The organism is Streptomyces sp. NPDC001292 (assembly GCF_042896465.1).
In the GTDB taxonomy this organism is placed as follows: Bacteria; Actinomycetota; Actinomycetes; order Streptomycetales; family Streptomycetaceae; genus Streptomyces.
This window is the reverse complement of sequence record NZ_JBIAXG010000012.1, coordinates 114,216-133,950: the sequence shown is the minus strand read 5'-3', so window position 1 is coordinate 133,950 and position 19,735 is coordinate 114,216. Positions and strand designations below refer to the sequence as shown.

Here is a 19,735-nt window from a genome sequence, read left to right as displayed (position 1 = left end):
GTCCGGTCCGGAGGCGGACCTGAGTGCCCGTTCAGGGGCGGGCCTGAACGCCGGTTCGGGAGCGCACACAAGTCCCGGCCCGGGAGTGGGCTTGAGTGCCGGTCCGGAGGCGGACCTGAGTGCCCGTTCAGGGGCGGGCCTGAGCGCCGGTTCGGGACCGCCCCCGAGTGTCGGCTCGGGAATGGGCCCGAGCGCTGGCCCGGGAATGGGCCCGAGCGCCCGTTCAGGGGCGGGCCTGAGCGCCGGTTCGGGAGCGCACACAAGTCTCGGCCCGGAAGTGAGCCTGAGTGCCGGTCCGGGAGCGATGTCCGGTGTCGGTGTCGGGGCCGGCAGATGGCGGCGGGCCCTGCTCGCCCTCCTCGTCACCGGTGCCCTCGTGGTGCCTCTGTCGGCCGCGGCCCGCCCCCGGATTCCCGCGCCCGCCCCGGCGGCTCTCGCGCCCCTGACCCGGACCACCCTCGACGCGGCCTACGGGGCGAACCGCGCCGACGCGGCCCGCGCCTCCGACATGGCCGCGGCGCACGGCGACACGCACCGCGCGGCCGTGGACCGGGCGCTGGCGTCACCCTCTCGTCGTCTGCTCTCCTTCGACGGCCGCGGTTCAGGCCGCGTGACGGAGGTGTTCGGCGACTTGACGCACGCCGACCGCACAGCGGTCCTCGTCCCAGGTTCGGACACCTCCCTGGACACCTACGACCGCTTCCGGAAGGGCGCACTCGCCCTGTACCAGGCGCTGGGCCGCGAGACCGCGGCCGGTCCGCGCCCAGCGGTCGTCGCCTGGCTCGGCTACGAGACGCCGGGCACGGTGAGCACCTCGGTGCTCACCACGGGCCGTGCCGAGCAGGCGGCCCCGCATCTGCGGGAGCTGATACGCGACCTGCGTACCGTGGCGGGGCAGGCGACGCACATCACCCTGGTGTGCCACTCCTACGGTTCGGTGGTGTGCGGGCGCGCCGCGGCAGGCCTGGACGTGAACGACATCGCCCTCATCGGCAGCCCCGGCACCGGCGCGGACTCCGTGCCCGCGCTGCACAGCCGGGCCCGTGTCTGGGCGGCCCGCGGCACCGGCGACTGGGTGGCGAACGTGCCGCACGTCCACGCCGACCTCTTCGGCACGACCGTCGGTCTGGGCACCGACCCCATGGACCCCGCCTTCGGCGCCCGCAGGTTCACGGCCGGAAGCGGCGGTCACAGCGCCTACTTCGCGCCCGGCTCCCCGTCCCTGACCAACCTGGCCCGGATCGTCCTGGGCGCCACGAACGAGGTGCACGGTGACTGACCGCCTCACACCGGTACTCGCCCGCGTACGAGCCTCCGCCCACCGCCTCCACCACCAGACCCCGCCGCACCGGGACCGGGCGGTGGATGCCCTGCGGGCCCTCGCCATCCTCGGCGTGGTCCTGGGGCACTGGCTGGTCACGGCCCTGGTCGCGGACACCCGCACCCAGCCCCACCCCACCCTGCACACCGCGAGCCCCCTCCACTACCTGCCCGCCCTGGCCCCGGTCTCCTGGGCGTTCCAGACCCTCGCCGTGTTCTTCCTCGTCGGCGGGCACGTCGCCACCCGCGGCTACCGTTCGGCCCGCGCCCGCGGGACCAGCTACCCGCGGTGGCTCCGCGCCCGTCTGTCCCGGCTGTTCAGGCCGGTCGCGGCCGTACTGGCCCTCTGGACGGTCACCGCCGCCGTCCTCCTCCTGACCGGTGCGGACCTCGACACCGTCCGCACCCTCGTGAAGCTGGCTCTGTCCCCCCTGTGGTTCCTCCTGGTCTTCGCCCTGCTGACGGCGGCGACCCCCCTGCTCACCCGGCTCAGTCCCCTGTGGCCCCTGGCCGTCGTCCTGCACGTGGACCTCCTTCGCTTCGGCCTCGGCGCCCCCTCCTGGCTCGGCTGGCTGAACCTGCCGGCAGGCTGGCTCGTGCCGTACACCCTGGGCGCGGCGTGGACCCGCGGTGAGCTGGACCGCCGCCGCGCGGGCTGGATACTGCTGACCTGCGGCGCGACGGCGACCGCGGCCCTTGTCGCCTGGGCGGGCTACCCGGCGTCGATGGTCGGCGTACCAGGGGCCGCGGTCTCCAACCTCAACCCGCCGACCCTGGCGGCCGTCACCTTCGGCCTGGCCCAGTGTGGCCTGGCCCTGCTCCTGCGCGAGCGGCTGCGTCGCGCGATGGGCCGCCCGCTTGCCTGGGCGGCGGTGGTGCTGATCAACCTCTCCGCGATGACGATCTTCCTCTGGCATCAGACGGCCCTGATGGCGACCACCGCCATGGGCCTGCTCGCCGGCCGCGTCCCGGGTCTGCACACGCTCCCCGACGACCTCGGCTGGGTGGCGGCCCGGCTGGTCTGGCTCCCGGTCTTCGCCCTTGTCCTGACCGTCTGCTGGGCTGCTTTCCACACCTGTGAGCAGGACGGTGGCCGGCGCCGTTCCCGGGTGGTCCGGTCCCACCGTCCCGGGGCGGCCCACACGCCAGACCCTAAAGTGGGCGCGTGATGCGATGGCAGAGCCGCGTCAGGCGTGGACTGCGGGTGCTGCGCGACGACCTGTGGACCGCGCGGCTGGATCCGCTGCCCCCGTCCGTCTGGCTGCGCTGGCTGCCGCACGGGATCGTATGGCTGGTCGCGTTCGCGGTGCTGCTGGGCGCCGCGGCCCAACTCCAGGGGGAGGCGCGACTGGCCTTCGGGTACGTCTTCCTCATCGCGCTCGGACAGGCCGGTGCGGTGGCGCTCGCCCTGTGGCGGCCCATCCCGGCGTGGTGGCTGTCGATGGCGGCCACGGTGCTGGGGGCGGTGGCGCTGCGCAGCCCGCTGCTCGCCCGCGAGGTGAACGACTTCACCTGGCCCTGGACCGCGTCCGGGATCATCGCCCACCTGTTCGTCATGCTGCTGCTCGCCCTGCGGGTGCGCACCCGCATCGCCGCGGAGGCGCTGGCCCTGACCGCGCTGGTCACCTACGTCCTCCAGGGTGTGTGGGGCGCGGCGTACTACCAGCCCACCGGTGCTCTCGCGACGGCCCTGTTCGCGGTCGTGGTGGTGCTGGGCACCGCTCTGCGCGGCCGCCGCGAGGCCCGTGCGGAACTGGTGCAGCAGACCACGCTCACCGCGGAGGAGCGGGCCCGCCGCACGCTTCTGGAGGAGCGCAGCCGTATCGCCCGTGAGCTGCACGACGTGGTCGCCCACCACATGTCGGTGATCTCCATCCAGGCGCAGGTGGCACCGCACCTCACGCAGAACCCCTCGCCGGAGCTGAAGGAGAACCTCGACGGCATTCGGCAGAACGCGCTGGAGGCGCTCGCCGAACTGCGCCGGGTGCTCGGCGTGCTGCGTTCGGAGAATCCCGAGGACCCGTACGGCCTCGGCGAACCCGGCACCAGGGCCGCCCCGGACGCCCCGCAGCCCACCCTCGACCGCCTCGGCGCCCTTGTCGAGAACACCCGCGCCGCCGGTCTGACGGTCACCATGGACACCGAGGACTCGCGACGCGAACGCCGGCCGTATCCGCCCGCCGTGGAGCTGTCGGCGTACCGCATCGTCCAGGAGGCCCTGAGCAACGCCCTGCGGCACGCCCCGGGGTCGACGGTCCGAGTGGAAGTCACGCATGTTCCCGACGGCCTGTTCCTGAGCGTGGTCAACTCCCGCCCCCGACAGCCCGTCCAGCCCTCCCCGGGTGCCGGGCACGGCCTGCTCGGCATGCGCGAGCGGGCGACCATGCTGGGCGGGCACGTCACGGCGGCCAGGACACTGCACGGCGGCTTCGCGGTCTCGGCCTTCCTCCCCCGCGACGGCATCGCGCCCGTGACCGGGATCGGCCCACCCCGCCTGCCCGTCATCTACACCGACCCGGCCGACACCCTCGTCGTCCACGTCGAACCGCCCGGCACGCCCGCCGGCCCCGACCCTGGCCCCGACGCCGCTCCCGGCTCACCGTCCCCGACAGGAGAAGACACTCCATGACGAGCGGCAGCATCCGCGTACTCATCGCCGACGACCAGCAGATGGTCCGTCAGGGATTCACCGTACTGCTCAACACCCAGCCGGACATCGAGGTGGTGGGCCAGGCGGTGGACGGCTTGGACGCCGTCGCCAGGTCCGCGCAAGTCTCCCCGGATGTCGTCCTGATGGACATCCGCATGCCCGAGCTCGGCGGCATCGAGGCCACCCGCCGCATCACGACCGCCACCCCGGACATGAAGGTCCTGGTGCTCACCACCTTCGACCTGGACGAGTACGTGTACGAGGCGCTGCGCGCCGGCGCGTCCGGCTTCCTGCTCAAGGACGCGTCCGCGGACCAGCTCGCCGAGGCGGTCCGGGTGGTCGCGGCCGGCGACGCGCTGCTGGCGCCGGGGATCACGCGCCGGCTGATCGCGGAGTTCTCCCGGCTGAAGGACACACCGCGCGCCCCGCTGAAGTCGCGTATCGGCGTACTGACCGAACGCGAGACGGAAGTGCTCGCCCTGATCGCGCAGGGCCTGTCCAACGGGGAGATCGCCGGGCATCTCGTCGTCGCCGAACAGACCGTGAAGACCCACGTGGGCCGCATCCTGGTGAAACTGGGCCTCAGGGACCGCACTCAGGCGGCGGTGTTCGCCTACGAGTCGGGACTGGTCCGCCCCTCCGGGTACTGAACGAGGGAAGCAGGGCACTACCCGTAGTACTTGAGACGGACCGCGAAGGACCCCTCTCACAGGGGACGACCGCGACCGCCGCCTGCGCCTACCGTTTTCAGCGTGACCGATACGCAGCAGGCGCAGCAGGCGCAGCAGACGACGCCGGACGGCGCCTTCAGCCCGTACAAGCCGCGCAGCCCGGAGTACAAGCTCGCAGCGAAGGCTCTGCACGGGCTGCGGCAGGGGCTGTTCCACGACGCCTTCGCCTACCGTCCGCTGCGGCCCATGGGTGTCGACGGCCCGCTGACCCGGCGGCTGCCTGGCCGCCTGCGTCCGTACGCGGCCTGGACCCCGCACGCCGTGGTGGCGGGAGCCGGCCTGCTGGCGCTGTTCGTCGGCTGGGCGAGCAGCGCGGGCAGTGGAGCGGCCCTGTTGCCGGGTCTGCTGGCCCTCGCCCCGGTGCTGCTCACCCTGACCCGCCCGGTCGGAGCGTTCTGGGTCTCCCTGATGGCGGCCATGGTCTCGGCGTGGCTCGTCGGCAGCTACACGACCTGGCCGTGGCAGCCCGGCAGCTACATTGCGCACCTGACGGTGCTCACGGTGGCGGCCATACGCACCCGGCCGCGCACGGCGGCGTGGATGTGGGCGACCACCGCGTTCTACGCCGTGTTCGCCGACGCGCTGTTCGGCTACGTCTACAGCAACAACTCGGCACCCATGCTGGTCCTCTCCGCGCTCGTCCTTCTCGTCGTCACCGTCTGGCACATACGCAAGGACGCCGAGCAGGAGGTGACCGCCCAGCAGACGGAGACCGCGCACGAGCGCTCCCGCCGCACCCTGCTGGAGGAGCGCACCACGATCGCCCGAGAGCTGCACGACGTCGTGGCCCACCACATGTCCGTCGTCGCCATCCAGGCCGAGGCCGCCCCCTACCGGGTGCAGAACCCGCCGCCGGAGCTGGAGAAGGCCTTCGCCACCATCCGGGAGAACGCGGTGGCGGCCCTCACCGAGCTGCGCCGGGTCCTCGGCGTCGTCCGCGCGGAGGACTACGAGGCCCCCGAGGCCCCGCAGCCCACTCTCGCCGACCTCGGCACCCTGCTGGCGAACGTGCGGGAGGCCGGGCTGGCGGTGGACAGGACGACGATGGGCGCGATACGCGAACTCCCGCAGGGCGTCGAGCTGTCGGCGTACCGGATCGTCCAGGAGGCCCTGAGCAACGCCCTGCGGCACGCGCCCGGCGCGAGCGCCCGCGTCGAGATCGGCTACGTCCTCGGCGGGCTGGCCCTGCGCATAGTCAACGGCCCGCCGCCCAAGCCGTCCCTGCTCAAGCCCTCGCCCGGATCCGGGCACGGCATCACCGGCATGCGGGAGCGGGTGTCGATGCTCGGCGGCGAGATGACGGCGGGCCCGGACGGCGACGGCGGGTACGAGGTGGCGGTGTTCCTGCCGGTCGCCACGGTGGTCGAGCGCCCGGACGACGACGAGGCCGGCGCATGAGGGCGGGCACGATCCGGGTGCTGGTCGCGGACGACCAGATGATGGTGCGCGAGGGCTTCTCGGTCCTGCTGAACGCGATGCCGGACATCGAGGTCGTCGGCGAGGCCGTCAACGGCCGCGAAGCGGTGGAGCGGGTACGCGAACTGGCCCCGGACGTCGTACTGATGGACATCCGCATGCCAGAGCTGAACGGCATAGAGGCGACCCGGGAGATCGTCGCCGCGGACGGCACGGCGAAGGTGCTGGTGCTGACCACGTTCGACCTGGACGAGTACGTGTACCAGGCGCTGCGGGCCGGGGCCTCCGGGTTCCTGCTCAAGGACGCCTCGGCGCGGCAGCTCGCCGACGGGGTGCGGGTGGTCGCGGCCGGCGAGGCGCTGCTCGCTCCCTCGGTCACCAGGCGGCTGATCACGGAGTTCTCGAAGCTGACCGAGCCCCCGCGGCTTGCGCCCACCGCGCAGGCGGCGTACGGGGAGCTGACCGAGCGGGAGACGGAGGTGCTGGTGCTGATCGCGCAGGGCCTGTCGAACGCGGAGATCGCCGAGCGGCTGGTGGTCGCCGAGTCGACCGTCAAGACCCATGTGAGCCGCGTCCTCGTCAAGTTGGGCCTGCGGGACCGCACCCAGGCGGCGGTGTTCGCCTACGAGGCGCGGCTGGTCACGCCGGGGTGAGCCGGCCCGGGCGGTCCCCGGGCCGAGCCGTGCGAGGTGGGTGACACCCCTGGTCGGATCGGGGGTGGCCGGGCTAACGTCCGGGCATGTCCGCTCTTTCCGGCCTCGCCTTCGACCCGTGGGACCCGGCGTTCCTCGCCGACCCCTACCCGGCCTACGCCGAGCTGCGCGCGCGGGGCCGCGTGCTCCACTACGAGCCCACCGACCAGTGGCTGGTGCCGCACCACGCGGACGTCTCGGCGCTGCTGCGGGACCGGCGGCTGGGCCGGACGTACCAGCACCGCTTCACGCACGAGGACTTCGGTCGTACGCCGCCCCCACCGGAGCACGAGCCGTTCCACGTCCTCAACGACCACGGGATGCTCGACCTGGAGCCGCCGGACCACACCCGGATCCGGCGCCTGGTGTCGAAGGCGTTCACGCCGCGCACGGTGGAGCGGCTCAAGCCGTACGTGCACGACCTGGCGAACGAGCTGGTCGCCGCGCTGGTGGCGGCGGGCGGCGGCGATCTGCTGAGGGACGTGGCCGAACCGCTGCCGGTGGCCGTGATCGCCGAGATGCTGGGCATCCCCGAGCCGGACCGGGCGCAGCTGCGGCCCTGGTCGGCGGACATCTGCGGGATGTACGAGCTGAACCCGTCCGAGGAGACGGCGGCGAAGGCGGTACGGGCGTCGGTCGAGTTCTCCGACTATCTGCGGGAGCTGATCGCCGAGCGCCGCAAGGAGCCCGGCGAGGACCTGATCTCGGGGCTGATCATGGCGCACGACGAGGGCGACAGGCTGACCGAGCAGGAGATGATCTCCACGGCGGTGCTGCTCCTCAACGCCGGTCATGAGGCCACGGTGAACGCCACGGTCAACGGCTGGTGGGCGCTGTTCCGCAACCCGCAGCAGCTGGCAGCCCTGCGCGCGGACCACTCCCTGATCCCCTCCGCGATCGAGGAGCTGATGCGCTACGACACCCCGCTCCAGCTCTTCGAGCGCTGGGTGCTGGACGAGATCGAGATAGCGGGCACCACGATCCCCAGGGGCGCGGAGATCGCCATGCTCTTCGGCTCGGCCAACCACGACCCGGCGGTCTTCACCGACCCCGAGCGCCTGGACCTCACCCGCCGGGACAATCCCCACATCTCCTTCAGCGCCGGCATCCACTACTGCATCGGCGCCCCCCTGGCCCGCATCGAACTGGCCGCCTCCATGACGGCCCTGCTGGAGCGGGCCCCGACCCTCACACTCGCGGCGGAGCCGGACCGGAAGCCGAACTTCGTGATCCGCGGGCTGGACGGGCTGAACGTGGCGGTGGGCTGACGCGCCGGGAGCTCCTCGGCATCGAATCCGATCGAACTCGACGCCGAGGAGCTCAAGCACCGCCGGCCGAGCCGCACGCCCCGTCGCACGCTCAGCCGCTCATGTCCCGTCTGCGCAGGCCCGCCAGTCCTCCGGTCACCAGGAGTGCGGCGAGGGCGAGCAGGGTGGCGACCGGGCCCCACTCCATCCGCCCGCCCGGCAGCTTCGGCAGGTGACCGAAGGGGGAGAGGTCCAGCACGAGCTGGGGGACGTTCAGGGCGGGGCCGATCCAGCCGATCAGCAGGGCCGCTCCGGCTACGCCCCACGCGGCCACGGCACCCCGCGGGAGGACGCCGTAGAGCAGGACGGCGATGCCACCGATCACCCACACCCCGGCCACCTGCACGAGGCACGCGCCGAGCACCGGGCCGACCTGCTTGCCGTGGCCGACCGCGATGCCCAGCCCGGCCAGGAGCATGATCAGGGCGGACCCGCCGAAGGCGATCAGCAGATGCCCGGCGGCCCAGCGCAGCCGGCCCACCGCGCCCGCCAGCACCGGCTCGGCACGGCCGGACGTCTCCTCGCCGTTCAGGCGCAGCACGGACGCCACGACGTAGAGCGCGGCGACCAGGCCGAGCATCCCGGCCATCGCGGCGAGGAAGGCGTCCGTCAGACCGGACTGCCCGCCCATCCGCTGGAAGATCTCCCGCGCCTTGGCGTTGTCGCCGACGAGCTGGGCCGCGCCGTCCGCCATCCCGCCGTAGACGACACCGGCGACGAAGAAGCCGATGCTCCAGCCGAGCACGCTGCCCCGTTGCAGCCGCCAGGCCAGCCCGCCCGCCGTGGCGAGGCGGCCCCGGGCCGGTCCCGGCCTGGTGGGCAGGAAGCTCATGCCGAGGTCCCGGCGCCCGGCGAGGTCGTAGGCGATACCCGCCTGAAGGGCGGCCGCCGCGGCGAACAGCAGCAGCACCCACCAGCGTTCGGAGGCGAAGGCGCGCAGGTCCTCCAGCCAGCCCAGCGGGGACAGCCAGGTCAGCACCGACGAACCGTCGTCCGTCCCGGAGTCGCCCGCGGCCCGCAGCACGAAGGCGGCGCCCAGGACGGCGGAGGTCAGGCCCCGGGCCAGCCGGGCGCTCTCCGTGAGCTGGGCGACGATCGCCGCCATCGTGGCGAAGACCATGCCCACGCCCGCCACCCCGAGCCCGAAGGCCAAGGCACCGGCGGCGCCCTGCCCGGCGAGGCCGCCCGTGATCAGCAGGGCCAGGGCCGCGTTCGCGACCGCGGCGGCCAGCAGCGCCGCCGTCAGCGGTGCCCGGCGGCCCACCATCCCGGACGACACCAGTTCCTGCCGTCCGCTCTCCTCCTCGTCCCGGGTGTGCCGGACGACGACGAGCAGGCTCATGACGGCGGCGAGGGCACCCGCGTACACCCCCACCCGCCAGGCCGTCAGCGCGCCCAGCGAGTCGCCGAACACCGGGCCGACCATGGCGCGCAGGGAGGCGTTCGTCGCCATCTGGCGCACCAGGTCGGCGCGCTCGGCCGGGGTGGCGTACAGGCCCTTGAGCGTGTTCGGCATGGACAGGACCATCAGCGCGTTCACCGCGACCCACACAGGGATCATCACGCGGTCGCGGCGCAGGGCGAACCGCAGCAGGGTGCCGGTGCCGGCCAGGTTGCGGGAGCGGACGGCGGGTACGGCGGCGGGCGTGGAGACGGCGGCGGTCATCGCGCCACCTCCGCGGCTTCCTCGCCGGTCGCGGAGCCCGCCTCGGCCTCGGCCTCGTCGTGGTAGTGCCGCAGGAACAGCTCTTCCAGCGTCGGCGGGGTGGAGATCAGCGACCGCACGCCAGACTCGCTCAGCGAGCGCAGCACCTCGTTCAGCTTGTCGGTGTCCACCTGGAGGCGGACCCGGTGCCCCTGGACGTCGAGGTCGTGCACGCCGGGCAGCCGGGCGAGCCCGTTGGGCGGTCCGGCCAGTTCGGCGGTGACGCTGGTGCGGGTGAGGTGGCGCAGGTCGGCCAGCGAGCCGCTCTCCACCGTGCGGCCCTTGCGGATGATGCTCACCCGGTCGCACAGCTCCTCGACCTCGCTGAGGATGTGGGAGGAGAGCAGGACGGTGCGGCCCCGGTCGCACTCCTCCTCCACGCACCGCTGGAAGACCTCCTCCATCAGCGGGTCCAGGCCCGAGGTCGGTTCGTCCAGGATCAGCAGGTCGACGTCGGAGGCGAAGGCGGCGATCAGGGCGACCTTCTGCCGGTTGCCCTTGGAGTACGTCCGCCCCTTCTTGGTCGGGTCCAGCTCGAACCGTTCGATCAGCTCGTCCCGGCGCCGCCGGTCGAGGCCGCCCGCCCGTCGCTCACCACCACCCTGCCTGACACGCTTCGCGCGGCCCCCTTGACGCAGCCTGCCGTACAGGTCGATGACCTCTCCTCCGGAGAGGTTGCGCCACAGGGTCACGTCGCCGGGCACGTAGGCGATCCGGCGGTGCACCTCGACCGCGTCGGCCCAGGGGTCGCGGCCCAGCACCCGGGTGGCGCCCGAGTCGGCGCGCAGCAGGCCGAGCAGGACCCGGATGGTGGTGGACTTGCCGGCGCCGTTGGGGCCGAGGAAGCCGTGCACCTCGCCGGCGGCGACATTCAGGTCGAGGCCGTCCAGCGCCAGCGTGCCGCCGAACGACTTGTGCAGGCCGGATACCTCGATGGCGGGGTTTGCCGTAGTCATGCTTTGGAACGTACGCTAACTTCACAAATTTGTGAAGTTAAGGAAGCGTATGAAAGCGAGGTTAGACTCGACGGTGGTGTCCGAACAGGGGAGAGCAGGGGAGAGGGTCCGGGATGGCGGAGCGGGAAGCGGCGGTGGAGCGGGATCCCGAGGTGGTGTCGCAGTTCGTGGAGCACTTCGCGGCCCAGCTCGTCGAGGCGGGCGTGCCGCGCATGCCGGCCCGGGTCTTCGCCGCGCTGCTCGCCTCCGACGCCGGCGCCCTGACCTCCGCCGAGCTCGGCGGCCAGCTGAAGATCAGCCCCGCGGCCGTCTCCGGCGCGGTGCGCTACCTCGCCCAGGTGCACCTGGTCTCCCGTGAGCGGGAGCCCGGCTCGCGGCGGGAGCGCTACCGGGTCCACAGTGACCAGTGGTACGAGGCGCTCACCAGCCGTGACGCGCTCATCAAGCGCTGGGAGGACGCCCTGCGGGAAGGCGTGGCCAGCCTGGGGGCCGAGACCCCGGCGGGACGCCGGCTGGCCGACACGCTGGCCTTCTTCGAGTTCATCGAGCAGGACGTCGCCGGAATGATGGAGCGCTGGCGCCGCTACCAGGAGGAGAAGCCCCGCGGGTGACGCGGCCGGCCGGCCCCCGGGGGCCTGCTCACCCCGTCACCGGCAGCGTCAGGCCCCAGGCCCCCTCCACGACCCGCCATGTCCGCGTCCGCACCGGCCCCGCCACCACCGCGTCCGCCCGGTAGCGGAAGCCGACTCCCGAGACGGTCACCGTGCGGCCCTGGGCCAGCAGCGGCGAGGCCTCCGCGCCCACCGACAGCCGCCGCACCTCCACCTCGGCCTTTCCCGTGCCTCCGCCCGGCGTGACCGAGACCGCCTCCACCGGCTGCTCCAGGTCCACGACCGTCTCCCCGTCGACCTCCACCCGCAGCCGGGAGGGGCCGCCCGGCCCGGCGACCGCCGTGGCCCTCGGCGGGCGGGTCACCAGCGTCCGTACGAGGGACTGGCAGGTCCGCAGCCACGGATGTCCCGCTCCGGACGAGACCGCCGCGGACCCCGCCGGATCCTCCTGGCGCGGGGAGACCGGTGGGATGCACAGCGTGCCCAGCACCACCCCGTCGCTGTCGTCGACGAGCAGATCCAGCCGCCGCTCGGCGCCCTCCAGGACCGCCCGCGCCGCCGCCACCGGCCCCGTCGGCACCCCCAGCGAACGGGCCAGCGACAGGGCGCCCCCGACCGGCACCACCGCCAGTGCGCATTCGGCCAGCTCCCGCTGCCGGTGCAGCGCCGACACCGCTCGCAGCAGCGCCCGGTCGTCGCCGACCACCACCGGCCGCCGCGAGCCGCGCCGCGCCAGCGCGCGGGTGAACTCCTCCGGCCCGTCCGGCAGGCACACCTTGGTGGCCGCACCCGCGCTGAGCACGTCTTTCGCGATCCGTACGGACTCCCCGTCCGTCCTCCGGGCGACCGGGTCGATGACCACCAGCAGCTGATCGGACATCGGATAAGTCGCCACCTCGGTCCTGCCTCGCTTCCTCGGGTAGCATCTTTGTGCAAGAGCCCCTTTGCGCTATTGCGCCGGGGGCTTCGTCTATTCCGGGGCATCCGGTCCGACGGTTGAGCGGCCGACGACGGTCGCGGTGCACGCGGCGGTGAACCCTCCGCGTACGCCCCTGACCCTGGACATGCCCCGCCCGGAAGGGGTGTACGCGCGTGCCCGCACTTGTGCTGCTCGGTGCTCAGTGGGGTGACGAGGGCAAGGGGAAGGCCACCGACCTGCTCGGTGGCTCCGTGGACTATGTAGTGCGATACCAAGGCGGCAACAACGCCGGCCACACCGTCGTCGTCGGTGACCAGAAGTATGCACTGCACCTCCTTCCTTCCGGAATCCTCTCGCCCGGTTGCACGCCGGTCATCGGCAACGGTGTGGTCGTCGACCCGTCGGTCCTGCTCTCCGAGCTGAGCGGTCTGAACGAGCGAGGCGTCGACACGTCCAAGTTGCTGATCAGCGGCAACGCCCACGTCATCACGCCGTACAACGTCACCGTCGACAAGGTGACGGAACGCTTCCTCGGCAAGCGGAAGATCGGCACCACCGGCCGGGGCATCGGCCCGACCTACGCGGACAAGATCAACCGCGTCGGCATCCGGGTGCAGGACCTGTACGACGAGTCGATCCTCACCCAGAAGGTGGAGGCGGCCCTCGACGCCAAGAACCAGATCCTCACCAAGCTGTACAACCGGCGCGCGATCGCCGTGGACCAGGTGGTCGAGGAGCTCCTGGGCTACGCCGACCAGATCAAGCCGTACGTCGCCGACACGGTCCTGATCCTCAACCAGGCGCTGGACGAGAACAAGGTGGTCCTCTTCGAGGGCGGCCAGGGCACGCTGCTGGACATCGACCACGGCACGTACCCCTTCGTCACCTCCTCTAACCCGACCGCGGGCGGTGCCTGCACGGGCGCCGGTGTCGGCCCGACGAAGATCAGCCGCGTCATCGGCATCCTCAAGGCCTACACCACCCGCGTCGGCTCCGGTCCCTTCCCGACCGAGCTGTTCGACGAGGACGGCGAGGCGCTGCGCCGGATCGGCGGCGAGCGGGGCGTGACGACCGGCCGCGACCGCCGCTGCGGCTGGTTCGACGCGGTGATCGCCCGCTACGCCACCCGGGTCAACGGCCTGACCGACTTCTTCCTCACCAAGCTCGACGTCCTCACCGGCTGGGAGCAGATCCCGGTCTGCGTCGCCTACGAGATCGACGGCGAGCGCGTCGAGGAACTCCCGTACTCCCAGACCGACTTCCACCACGCGAAGCCCGTCTACGAGTACCTCCCCGGCTGGCAGGAGGACATCACGAAGGCCAAGACCTTCGCCGACCTCCCGAAGAACGCCCAGGCCTACGTCAAGGCCCTTCAGGACATGTCCGGCGCCCCGATCTCCGCGATCGGCGTGGGCCCGGGCCGCGACGAGACGATCGAGATCAACTCGTTCCTCTAGAACGGCGTCCCAAGACCCGGGACCCCGTCGGGACGGCCGGCACGGTGAACCCGTGCCGGCCGTCCCGTCCGACGGTTCCGTCAAAGTACGGCGATCAAGAACAGCAACGTGGCCATCGGAGACAGGACCACCAGCGAACCGAAGGTCCAGTAACGACGTCTCGTCACCTCCCGCTTCCGGCGCATCAGCGAGTTGACCGGGAGCCACAGCCCCAGGAATGCCGCCCACATCGGGACCAGCAGCAGCATCCATGGCAGCACGCCGTCGTTGTCCGTGGGATCCCTGCCGGTGAGGCCCAGCTCCGCGAGAGGGTGGTTCCTCAGGAACATCATGAGGAACCACAGGGGAATCACGGCGACGATCCCGAGCACGAGATTGACGATGACGGGAGCCGCCCACGCCCGGACGGGTGAACTCAACGTCGGAGCCCTCAGCTGAAGACGATCATCGAGCCCTGGGCCAGGCTCCGCGTCGCCGCCGCGTGGAGGCTCAGCCAGACGTGGCGTTCGCGGGCGAAGGGGCTGGGGTCGTACGGCGCCGGGGCGGCCGGCTGTTCCAGTTCCGTGGGGCCGAGCGGGGGGGCGGGGGCGGCCGGGGGGTTGGCCGGGTCGATGCCCAGGGACGGGGCGACCTGCTCCAGTTCCCGGAGCAAGGCCTGGGAGGAGCCCAACGGGCCGCCGCCGGACAGGAGTTCCTCGTTGGACAGGGGGTGCGGGAAGTCCAGCGGGACGTAGGCGCCGGCGTGGTCGTAGTGCCAGACCAGGTGGGACTGCTGGGCCGTCGTCTCGAACATCTCCAGCAACTGCTCGTAGTCGCCGCCCAGTTCGCCGACCGGGGTCAGCGGCAGGCCGCAGACCTGGAGGAGGTAGGCGCGGCGCAGGAAGTGCAGAGCGTCGTAGTCGAAGCCGGCCACCGGCGCCACCTCCCCGGACAGGCCGGGCATGTACTGGTACACCGGCACCGGTGGAAGCCCGTTTTCGGCGAGCACCTTGTTGTACTGCGCGAGTTCCTCGGCGAACGGGTTGTCGGGGGTGTGGCACAACACGTCGACGAGCGGTACCAGCCACAGGTCACAGGCCAAAGAGGGCTCCTCGGGGAGGGCGGGGCTTCCAGCGTGTTCGGTGGTCGAAGAGTGTAGAAGCGTAGTCGGTGCGGAACCGCTCAGGTCCCCGCGTGCAGGTCCCATACCCACACCCCGCCGGTCCACGTGCCCGGACGGCCCACCAGCTTCGTCACCGCCTCCCGCAGCGATTCCTCGTGCGGCTGGGGCGCCAGGACCAGGACGCCCGCGTGCCAGTGGGCGAAGTCCCGTCGCGCCTGGGCCCGCCAGTCCTCGCCGATGTCCGGTACGGACCCGGTGTACCTCACGTCCCGCAGCATGTTGGAGGTGTAGCGGGGGGAGGCGCCGTAGATGCCGATGCGGTCGGGGCCGTAGGGACCGTTGAAGTAGCCGCCGGGCAGCTTGAAGCCGAGGTGGGCCGCGGTCTGCCAGTGCAGGGCCTCCGCGTTGCCGGGGTCGGGCAGCGGTATCGGAACCAGGGACTCGCCGTCGCGGATGTACGACTTCCACCGGCCGGCCGTGATGAACTCCGGCACCGGGGCGCGGTCCACGGCCTTCAGCGGCGCCGGGACCAGCGGCAGCAGCGCGAGACACACCGCCAGCAGGCCGCCGTAGAGCGTGCCGACGCGGCGAGACGCCGTGATCCTGGCGACGGCGACCGCCAGCAGCATGCCCAGCGCCGGCGCGCAGATCATCGCCACGCGCCCCTCGATGACCGATTCGAACAGCGGCAGATGGGCGAGCGGCGCCCACGGGCCGGGGTAGACCGCGTCGGTCAGCGGGACGCGGAACTTCGGGCCCAGGGACAGCAGGGCCGCGGCGGCCGTCGTGACCGCCAGCGCCTTCACCAGCGCTTGCTCCCACAGCCGCACGGTGATCCCGAAGGCGAGCAGGAGCAGCGGCCAGCCGTAGAAGGCGTTCTGCTCCGTGGGGTTCAGGGAGAGCGCGTCCGCCTTCTGGGCGTTGCCCGCGAAGAGGGAGCGCTCGGCGAAGGAGATCAGGGCGAGCGGGCTGTTGCCGGCGTTGTCGCCGTGCAGCACGCTCTTGTAGCTCTGCGGGCCCGCGAACTGCCAGTACAGCGGGTAGGCGACGATCGGCAGGCACACCGCCGCGGCGATCAGCAGGCCCTTCAGCAGGGGCCGCCACGCCGCCCGCGCGACCTCCCTGCGGACGAGCCCGTAGGCGGCGGCGAACAGAGTCATGCCCATCGCGGCGAGCAGCAGCGGCTCCTCGCCGAGGAAGATCTGGTACGCCGCCATCAGCCCGAGCACGATCCCGTCCCGCCGCACCCGGGCGCCCTCGCACAGGCGCAGCGCCCGGTCGACGATCAGCGGGATCATGAACAGGATCACGAAGTTCGGGTGCGCGTTGGCGTGGCTGACCATCGGTGGGGCGAAGGCGGCCAGGCAGGCGCCGGTGAAGGCGGCGCCCCTGTGCCGTACGACCCGTCTGACGATCAGCCAGTACCAGGCGGCCGCGGTGGCCGCGAGCCCCAGGGCCATGCAGACGCTGAGCGAGACCGCCGGACCGAAGGCCAGCGTGACCGGGGCGAACGGGACGGACATCCCCAGCATGACCGTGTTGGCCATGAGGTTCACCCCGTCGGGGAAGCCCTGGAGATGGGTGAACAGGGGGTTGCGCAGGTGGGCGACGCTGTCGGCGGTGACCGCGAAGAACCACTCCCACTGGTTCTGGTCCTGGAGGGAGTCGGGGAGGTAGCGGTGGCCCGGGTCGAAGAGGCGGCCCGAGTAGAGCGTGACCGCCATCAGCAGGAAGAGCGCGATGGCGAACAGGTCGGCCGGGCGGACGGAGCGGGCCTTGAGCCGGCCCAGTTCGGCGAGGACCCGGAGGTAGTCCAGCGGGCCGACCTTCGAACCGGTCTGGTGCGCCCAGCGGACCGGCACCTCGGCCACCGGCCAGTCCCGGCGGCGGAAGTGCTGGAGGACCTCCACGTCGATGCCCCAGCCGCTCAGCCGGGATGCGGCGAACGCCTCGCGGGCCTGGTCGCCCTCGAAGAGTTTGAAGCCGCACTGGGTGTCGCGTACGCCGGGCACCGCGATGCGCCGTATCAGCAAGTTCCCGGCGCGGCCCAGCAGTTCGCGCACCCGGTGCTGGCGCCTGGCTATCGTCGCGCCCGGCACCGAGCGGGAGCCGATCGCGGCCGCGCCGCCCTCGCCGAGTGCCTTGTCGAGCTGTTCCAGCTCCTCGATGGGGGCGGCGAGGTCGGCGTCGGTGACCAGCACCCGGTGGCCCCGGGTGGCGGCCACCCCGAGACGCAGGGCGTGGCCCTTGCCGCGGTTGCGGTCGCCGGCGACGAGCCGGACGCGCGGGTCCCGGCGGTCCGTGACGAGGCCGCCGGTGCCGTCGGTGGATCCGTCGTCGGCGACCACGACCTCCCAGGAGCCGAAGCGGCTCTCGTTGTCCGCCAGGTACGCGGTGACCGCGTCGAGGGTGGGGCCGAGCCGCCGCTCCTCGTTGTAGGCCGGGATGACGACGGACAGGTCGACGGCCCCGGTGACGGTCCCGCTCATGCGGTGGCCAGCCGCTCGACCAGGGCGAGGTCGTGCGCGTTGTACGCGGCGACGAGCGCGCGGGCGGCCGGGGCGTCGCCCTTCGCCAGGGCGTCGACGAGTTCGGTGTGGGCGGACCACAGCAGGCCGCGCAGATCGCCGCGGCGGCGCAGGTGCTGCACCGCGCACACCCAGAACTGCACGCGCAGCCGGTTCAGGAAGTCGGAGAGGTAGGGGTTGCCGAACAGGGCGCCGAGCTCCCGCCAGAAGCGCAGGTCGTAGCCGATCAGGACGGTCAGGTCGCCGGCGGTGGCCGCGCGCTGTGCCTCCTCGCCCCGCCGGCGCACCCCGGTGAGCGTGGCCCTGTCGCAGGGGGCGCCGGGCCGGCGGAAGGACTCGGCCGCCGAGGCGGCGGCCTGGAACATGCCGTCGGTGACCAGGCCGCGGGCCCTGATCATGTCGTGGAGGTCGTGCAGGGAGTATTCGCGCACGTGGAAGCCGCGGTGCTGGTCGGCCTCCAACAGGCCCTGCGCGGACAGGTCGACGAGCGCCTCGCGCACCGGGGTCGCGGACACCCCGTACTGCTCGGCGATCTCCTTGACCGTGAACTCCTGCCCCGGCTGGAGCCGCCCGGCCAGCACCTCGTCCCGGAGCGCGTCCGCGATCTGCTGCCGCAGGGTGCTGCGTGTCACAGCGCCGTTGCCGCTGATGCCGGGCATGGTCGGGGCGTCTCCTTGCGCGTGCGGGTGGCGTACTCGTACGTCCATGTCTACGAGCACGCCACCTTACGCGTTCGGGATGCCTCCGAACCCGGCTCGCCGCGGCCCGCGGTGCTACTCGGTGTGCTCGTCGGCCACCGACAGCGCGGCGTCCAGCGCCGCCAGGCCCTCCTTCAGTTCGGTCGCGGTCGCGTTGCACGGCGGGACAACGTGCGTGCGGTTCATGTTGATGAAGGGCCACAGGCCGTTCGCCTTCGCGGCGGCGCCGAAGGCCGCCATGGGGGCGTTGGCCTCCCCGGCCGCGTTGTACGGCACCAGCGGCTCACGGGTCTCGCGGTTCTTCACCAGCTCCACGGCCCAGAACATGCCGACACCGCGCACGTCGCCGACGCTCGGGTGCCGCTCGGCCAGCTCGCGCAGCCCCGGCTCCACGACCTCGGCGCCGAGCCGCTCGGCGTTCTCGACGACGCCCTCCTCGGCCATCACGTTGATCGTCGCGACGGCCGCCGCGCAGGCCAGCGGGTGCCCGGAGTACGTCAGACCGCCGGGGTAGGCCCGCTTGCCGAAGGTCTCCGCGATCTTCCCGGAGATGGCGACGCCGCCCAGCGGCACGTACCCGGAGTTCACGCCCTTGGCGAAGGTCATCAGGTCCGGCACGACGTCGAAGAGGTCCGCCGCGAACCACTCACCGGTCCGCCCGAAGCCGGCCATGACCTCGTCCAGGATGAAGACGATCCCGTACTTGTCGCACAGCTCGCGCACCCCGGCCAGGTAGCCGGGCGGGGGCACCATGATCCCGGCGGTTCCGGGGATGGTCTCCAGGATGATCGCGGCGATGGTCGCCGGCCCCTCGAAGGCGATCGTCGCCTCCAGGTGCTCGAGCGCCCGCGCGCACTCCTGCTCCTCGGTCTCGGCGTAGAAGCGGGAGCGGTAGAGGAAGGGCGCCCAGAAGTGCACCACGCCCGCCGAGCCGGCGTCCGACGCCCAGCGCCGCGGGTCGCCGGTGATGTTGATGGCCTGCTGCGTGCCGCCGTGGTACGAGCGGTAGGCCGAGAGCACCTTGGGGCGCCCGGTGTGCAGCCGCGCCATGCGCACCGCGTGCTCGACGGCGTCCGCGCCGCCGTTGGTGAAGAAGATCTTGTCCAGGTCGCCCGGCGTCCGCTCGGCGATCAGCCGTGCCGCCTCGGACCGGGCCTCGACGGCGAACGCCGGCGCGAACGTGGCCAGGGTGGCGGCCTGCTCCTGTATCGCGGCGACGACCTTGGGGTGCTGATACCCGATGTTGGTGAAGACGAGCCCGCTGGTGAAGTCCAGGAAACGCTTGCCGTCGTAGTCCCAGAAGTACGACCCTTCGGCACCGGCCACGGCCGGCGGGTCGATGAGGTCCTGGGCGGACCAGGAGTGGAACACGTGCGCCCGGTCCGCGGCCTTGACGACTGCGCCGGCTTCGGGATTCGGCTGAGGGGTCATGCGGCCGAGGGTAAACGGCATGGGCGGGGGCGGGACATCGGCGTCCTGTCTGTGGACGCGGGGTTTTAGCGACAGGTTGTCGGGAGGCGGCCCGCGCGGGGCGGACCTGTTACGGAACCGTAGACACCGGGCCGAGCGGCCGGACGGGCCGCCGCACTATTCTCGGTCTGACGCACAGGGGTGTATCGGGGGATACCGGGGGGAGGCGGTTC

Annotated in this window: 17 protein-coding genes; 9 read left to right on the top strand and 8 right to left on the bottom strand. The window is 72.3% G+C overall.

From position 1 onward, the window contains the following. The first annotated feature begins 304 nt into the window (after window positions 1-304). From ACFY4A_RS15880 to ACFY4A_RS15850, 7 genes are all read left to right on the top strand, one after another. The gene (locus tag ACFY4A_RS15880) at window positions 305-1,279 is read left to right on the top strand and encodes an alpha/beta hydrolase (protein ID WP_390830012.1); all 975 of its coding nucleotides are present in this window, start codon (window positions 305-307) and stop codon (window positions 1,277-1,279) included. Then, window positions 1,272-2,489, top strand: coding sequence for an acyltransferase (locus ACFY4A_RS15875; RefSeq protein WP_390830011.1), 1,218 nt, complete (start codon window positions 1,272-1,274; stop codon window positions 2,487-2,489). The genes ACFY4A_RS15880 and ACFY4A_RS15875 overlap by 8 nt, the downstream gene beginning before the upstream one ends. Next, complete coding sequence (locus ACFY4A_RS15870) at window positions 2,489-3,949, top strand: sensor histidine kinase (RefSeq protein ID WP_390830054.1); 1,461 nt, start codon at window positions 2,489-2,491, stop codon at window positions 3,947-3,949. The genes ACFY4A_RS15875 and ACFY4A_RS15870 overlap by 1 nt, the downstream gene beginning before the upstream one ends. After that, window positions 3,946-4,620, top strand: a complete 675-nt coding sequence (locus ACFY4A_RS15865) for a response regulator (protein WP_390830010.1) — start codon at window positions 3,946-3,948, stop codon at window positions 4,618-4,620. Before ACFY4A_RS15870 ends, ACFY4A_RS15865 begins: the two co-directional genes overlap by 4 nt. Window positions 4,621-4,722: 102 nt before the next feature. Next, window positions 4,723-6,099 carry a sensor histidine kinase gene (locus ACFY4A_RS15860; RefSeq protein ID WP_390830009.1) on the top strand — a complete coding sequence of 459 codons (1,377 nt, stop codon included), beginning with the start codon at window positions 4,723-4,725 and terminating at the stop codon, window positions 6,097-6,099. Further along, a complete protein-coding gene (locus ACFY4A_RS15855) occupies window positions 6,096-6,770 on the top strand; it encodes a response regulator (RefSeq protein ID WP_390724565.1) in 675 nt (224 codons plus the stop codon). Before ACFY4A_RS15860 ends, ACFY4A_RS15855 begins: the two co-directional genes overlap by 4 nt. A gap of 86 nt (window positions 6,771-6,856) precedes the next feature. After that, window positions 6,857-8,077, top strand: a complete 1,221-nt coding sequence (locus ACFY4A_RS15850; protein ID WP_390830008.1) for a cytochrome P450 — start codon at window positions 6,857-6,859, stop codon at window positions 8,075-8,077. A gap of 91 nt (window positions 8,078-8,168) precedes the next feature. On the opposite strand, the gene ACFY4A_RS15845 is transcribed toward ACFY4A_RS15850, so the two are convergent. Then, window positions 8,169-9,782 carry an ABC transporter permease gene (locus tag ACFY4A_RS15845; RefSeq protein WP_390830007.1) on the bottom strand — a complete coding sequence of 538 codons (1,614 nt, stop codon included), beginning with the start codon at window positions 9,780-9,782 and terminating at the stop codon, window positions 8,169-8,171. Beyond that, the gene (locus ACFY4A_RS15840) at window positions 9,779-10,777 is read right to left on the bottom strand and encodes an ATP-binding cassette domain-containing protein (RefSeq protein WP_390830006.1); all 999 of its coding nucleotides are present in this window, start codon (window positions 10,775-10,777) and stop codon (window positions 9,779-9,781) included. The genes ACFY4A_RS15845 and ACFY4A_RS15840 overlap by 4 nt, the downstream gene beginning before the upstream one ends. Window positions 10,778-10,890: 113 nt before the next feature. Here ACFY4A_RS15840 and ACFY4A_RS15835 point away from each other — a divergent pair, with 113 nt between their 5' ends. Next, window positions 10,891-11,388 (top strand): MarR family transcriptional regulator, encoded by a 498-nt coding sequence (locus ACFY4A_RS15835; protein WP_361414062.1) that lies wholly within the window; start codon window positions 10,891-10,893, stop codon window positions 11,386-11,388. 28 nt (window positions 11,389-11,416) lie between these two features. Here the strand turns inward: ACFY4A_RS15835 and ACFY4A_RS15830 are convergent, their stop codons facing one another. Then, complete coding sequence (locus ACFY4A_RS15830; RefSeq protein ID WP_390830005.1) at window positions 11,417-12,268, bottom strand: diacylglycerol kinase family protein; 852 nt, start codon at window positions 12,266-12,268, stop codon at window positions 11,417-11,419. A gap of 212 nt (window positions 12,269-12,480) precedes the next feature. Between ACFY4A_RS15830 and ACFY4A_RS15825 the strand changes: the two genes are divergently transcribed. Then, window positions 12,481-13,764: an adenylosuccinate synthase gene (locus tag ACFY4A_RS15825; RefSeq protein WP_390830004.1), complete on the top strand. Its 1,284-nt coding sequence runs from the start codon at window positions 12,481-12,483 to the stop codon at window positions 13,762-13,764. 80 nt (window positions 13,765-13,844) lie between these two features. Here the strand turns inward: ACFY4A_RS15825 and ACFY4A_RS15820 are convergent, their stop codons facing one another. The 5 genes from ACFY4A_RS15820 to ACFY4A_RS15800 form a co-directional block, all read right to left on the bottom strand. Next, window positions 13,845-14,183, bottom strand: a complete 339-nt coding sequence (locus tag ACFY4A_RS15820) for a hypothetical protein (RefSeq protein WP_390830003.1) — start codon at window positions 14,181-14,183, stop codon at window positions 13,845-13,847. 11 nt (window positions 14,184-14,194) lie between these two features. Further along, entirely contained in the window at window positions 14,195-14,845 is a 651-nt protein-coding gene (locus ACFY4A_RS15815; protein WP_390830002.1) for a hypothetical protein, read from the bottom strand. Between the two features lie 80 nt (window positions 14,846-14,925). After that, window positions 14,926-17,355, bottom strand: a complete 2,430-nt coding sequence (locus tag ACFY4A_RS15810) for a glycosyltransferase (protein ID WP_390830001.1) — start codon at window positions 17,353-17,355, stop codon at window positions 14,926-14,928. Next, complete coding sequence (locus tag ACFY4A_RS15805) at window positions 17,352-18,053, bottom strand: GntR family transcriptional regulator (protein WP_390830000.1); 702 nt, start codon at window positions 18,051-18,053, stop codon at window positions 17,352-17,354. Before ACFY4A_RS15805 ends, ACFY4A_RS15810 begins: the two co-directional genes overlap by 4 nt. 114 nt (window positions 18,054-18,167) lie before the next feature. Further along, complete coding sequence (locus ACFY4A_RS15800; protein ID WP_390829999.1) at window positions 18,168-19,523, bottom strand: aspartate aminotransferase family protein; 1,356 nt, start codon at window positions 19,521-19,523, stop codon at window positions 18,168-18,170. Window positions 19,524-19,735 lie beyond the last annotated feature (212 nt).